This window comes from Acinetobacter sp. CFCC 10889 (assembly GCF_003268395.1).
Classification (GTDB): domain Bacteria; phylum Pseudomonadota; class Gammaproteobacteria; order Pseudomonadales; family Moraxellaceae; genus Acinetobacter.
Genome location: NZ_LQXQ01000129.1, coordinates 1 through 2,794, shown reverse-complemented (window position 1 = coordinate 2,794; position 2,794 = coordinate 1). Strand labels below are relative to the sequence as shown.

Below are 2,794 nucleotides of genomic sequence, written 5' to 3'. Positions count from 1 at the left end.
TTGTTCCAACCAAATGAAAATCTGCTCTCCATTTCCGTTCAGGATGAAATTGAAATTCAGTCTGAAATTCGATGTTATATAGTTTTAAATGCTGAACGAGCGTTGCCTCACCCTCGCTCACCACACGTTCTTTTTTCACTGACACACGGCGTTTCGTACAGCGTGGTTTTGCGTATTTGGCTTTGTAGTCAGCGATGGAGATACTAGTCACTGGTACCTCGCCCAAATTCAGCAACTTCTTTTCTCATATCATCAATGCTGATTAGATGATCTATGTATTCAACAAATCCTGAACTCCTCTCCCAAATGCAATCATCCTCACAAACAGAATGATTGATTAGATGACCTGCTTTTGGTTCGTCTTTAGCAATTTGAAGATGCTCTTGATCTATATCTTTCACATAAACATCATTAGTGAAGTGATAAAACTCAGCATCAACTGGCAACGTATTGAGCGCTATAACCAATTGCTTAAATCTCAACAATTGATCAATAGCATCCACAACTTGATCGCAAGTCCATGTTTCACGTGATGACAAACCATTGATCCCACAAAGCTTGCTATATATTTTTCGCATTGATGTTTCAAAACGATCCTTACGAACCACTTCACCAGTTCCATCAAATTCCAAATCTTCTATATTTGCGTCTCGAAATTGAGGTAGGCGAATGTCTCGTTCTGTAACTAGCTTTCTACTCATGCTCACCTCGCAAAGCCTCAACTAAATCAACGTTAATTAATTGCTCAGCATCATCTCTATAACTCTGATCATCCCACGCTTGAATCAAACTCAAGGCAGTCGCAATCTGCTTATTTTTCTCAACCAATACTTCAACCACTGCATTAATCGTAAATCGATGCCCCTCAATCATTGCCCAAAGTCTACGAGCCAAACGAATCGATAAAATTTCATACTGACCATTACGACGGATAAACAAACGCTCGCCATGTTGAAAAACCAATGTTTGATATTCTGGTGATACTTCAATCCACTTCTTAAATTCAGTTTCAGCATCATCATTAATTACAACTACATCAGCTTCAGAGCACATAAAAGTTTGACCACTATCAAGACGACCATATACATAACCATCTTCAGCACGATCAATTACACCCTCACCCTCAATTTTTTTACCTGAGAATTCGGTACGGCTTTCACTGAAAAAATCAACATGAACCCTATTGCCTGCTTTGAACTCGTTATTCACCCAGCACCCCAAAAACTTTAGGACCACTCCAAACATCACAATCCTCAGCTTTAACCCAACCAATTGTGTTTGAAACAAATCCCAACCACTTCACACCCTTGCTGATCCGAACTTGCTTGATCATATTTGGACGACCTGTGCTTGGGTGTGTGACGTAATTACCTATTTGAAAATTCATACCGCACCATTCTTTTGCACACGCTGATCCGCCCAATTACATTCAACCACCATCAACCCATCATGTTGAAAACGAGACCAAAGACGATCTCCTAGATCTTTCTGCAATTCAGCCAAAGTAAAATTTGAAATCAGCATGGTTGGCTTACCTGCGTCATAACGTGCATATAAAACTTTATGAATCAGCTCCAAGCGCTTTTCACGATCGTGCAAACCATACTCATCTAGGATCAGTAGGTGGTATTGCGTAAAATCATGAATTACAGATTCCTCAGATTGACCTTTGCTGTCCTTATCCCATGCATTCATGATTCGTTGTGCAAGTTCTTCGCTTGTGATGTAACGAACATACAGCCCCTTGTTGAGCAGCGTTCTTGCTGTCGCACAAGCTAAATGGGTTTTACCCACACCAGTACTACCCACCATGATTAAATTAGATTTCAAACCTGTTGCAATCGATTTGGTGTAATTCACACATTGGCTTCTCGCATTTGCTTGACCAGGATTATTTGAATCCAACATGTAATTTCTAAATCCTGAATTTGCATGGCGAACTGGAAGCATTGCACCTGAAAAATGTTTATCACGAACCATGCGATCTACCTCAGCTTGGCGATCTTGATTCGTTGTTTCAACGTGATTCACGGCACATTTAGGGCAAATTTGATATGGTCCTGATTGAACTTTGGCAACTCGGTGTGTAGCGCAATATGCTTCCACCTGTTGAAAACCATGGTTGATTAGAGAAATTGCATTCATCAGTAAAAATCCTCCGGTATTTCAACTGGCTCAACATGACCTTGGAATTTAGGAATATCTTTCCATGCATCGTTGACGTTGCGATTTAGCTTTTCAGGGGATGAATAACCTGTTTTTTTTCCAAAATTACTAAGTGGGGTTTGTTGTCTGCGTTCTACCCATTGAACAAGTTTTCCAAGAACTTGGTTCTTCACCATCTGTTTTTTATGACCGTACTCCGCTTGCAAATCACCTTGAAGTTTATCTAGATCCACCTGAGTAATTTCTTTCAAGCCACGAATTTTAATTTTGGTGTTGACCACAGAGAGATCAAAAACAAAACGGTCGTCTTCCGCTATCTTTGGATTCAGTGAATCAGGATTCAGATTAAAGGATTCAGGATTCAGGGCGTTTTGGTCTAAGATAGAAACAGTTTGATAACCGTTATTGTCATGTTCACTAACTTGTTCCGTGTTGTCAGAAACACCATTGTTTTGATCTTGATAACTGTTATCAGCACATTGATTTGGATGGTTTTGAGAAAACTCACCTGTTTTAGCGTAAAAATCTGCCAATTGATCGTGTTTTAGATACAGTGGTTTTCCAGTTATAGTCTTGTTTTTAGGATTGCGAAAATAGACTGTATACATGCCTTTCTGATCAGGAAGCT

General features: G+C 39.7%; 4 protein-coding genes and 2 pseudogenes. All 6 read right to left on the bottom strand.

Translation table 11 applies throughout. From position 1 onward, the window contains the following. Nucleotides 1-211 (bottom strand): annotated as a pseudogene (locus AVJ19_RS20800) (hypothetical protein); the annotation flags it as partial. Beyond that, nucleotides 204-701: a hypothetical protein gene (locus AVJ19_RS20795; protein WP_111861395.1), complete on the bottom strand. Its 498-nt coding sequence runs from the start codon at nt 699-701 to the stop codon at nt 204-206. The pseudogene AVJ19_RS20800 and the gene AVJ19_RS20795, both read right to left, overlap by 8 nt. Next, on the bottom strand, nt 694-1,209 hold the full coding sequence (locus AVJ19_RS22380; protein ID WP_213067281.1) for a hypothetical protein: 516 nt from the start codon (nt 1,207-1,209) through the stop codon (nt 694-696). Before AVJ19_RS22380 ends, AVJ19_RS20795 begins: the two co-directional genes overlap by 8 nt. Next, a complete protein-coding gene (locus AVJ19_RS22120) occupies nt 1,202-1,387 on the bottom strand; it encodes a hypothetical protein (RefSeq protein WP_162626686.1) in 186 nt (61 codons plus the stop codon). The genes AVJ19_RS22380 and AVJ19_RS22120 overlap by 8 nt, the downstream gene beginning before the upstream one ends. Then, nucleotides 1,384-2,145, bottom strand: coding sequence for an ATP-binding protein (locus AVJ19_RS20785; RefSeq protein ID WP_111861394.1), 762 nt, complete (start codon nt 2,143-2,145; stop codon nt 1,384-1,386). The genes AVJ19_RS22120 and AVJ19_RS20785 overlap by 4 nt, the downstream gene beginning before the upstream one ends. Then, nucleotides 2,145-2,794, bottom strand: a pseudogene (locus AVJ19_RS22305) (hypothetical protein); the annotation flags it as partial. The gene AVJ19_RS20785 and the pseudogene AVJ19_RS22305, both read right to left, overlap by 1 nt.

What these genes read in the sequence shown, in the direction of transcription:
- AVJ19_RS20785 (WP_111861394.1), bottom strand. Translation starts at nt 2,145, where the DNA reads ATGAATGCAATTTCTCTAATCAACCATGGTTTTCAACAGGTGGAAGCA.
- AVJ19_RS20795 (WP_111861395.1), bottom strand. Translation starts at nt 701, where the DNA reads ATGAGTAGAAAGCTAGTTACAGAACGAGACATTCGCCTACCTCAATTT.
- AVJ19_RS22120 (WP_162626686.1), bottom strand. Translation starts at nt 1,387, where the DNA reads ATGAATTTTCAAATAGGTAATTACGTCACACACCCAAGCACAGGTCGT.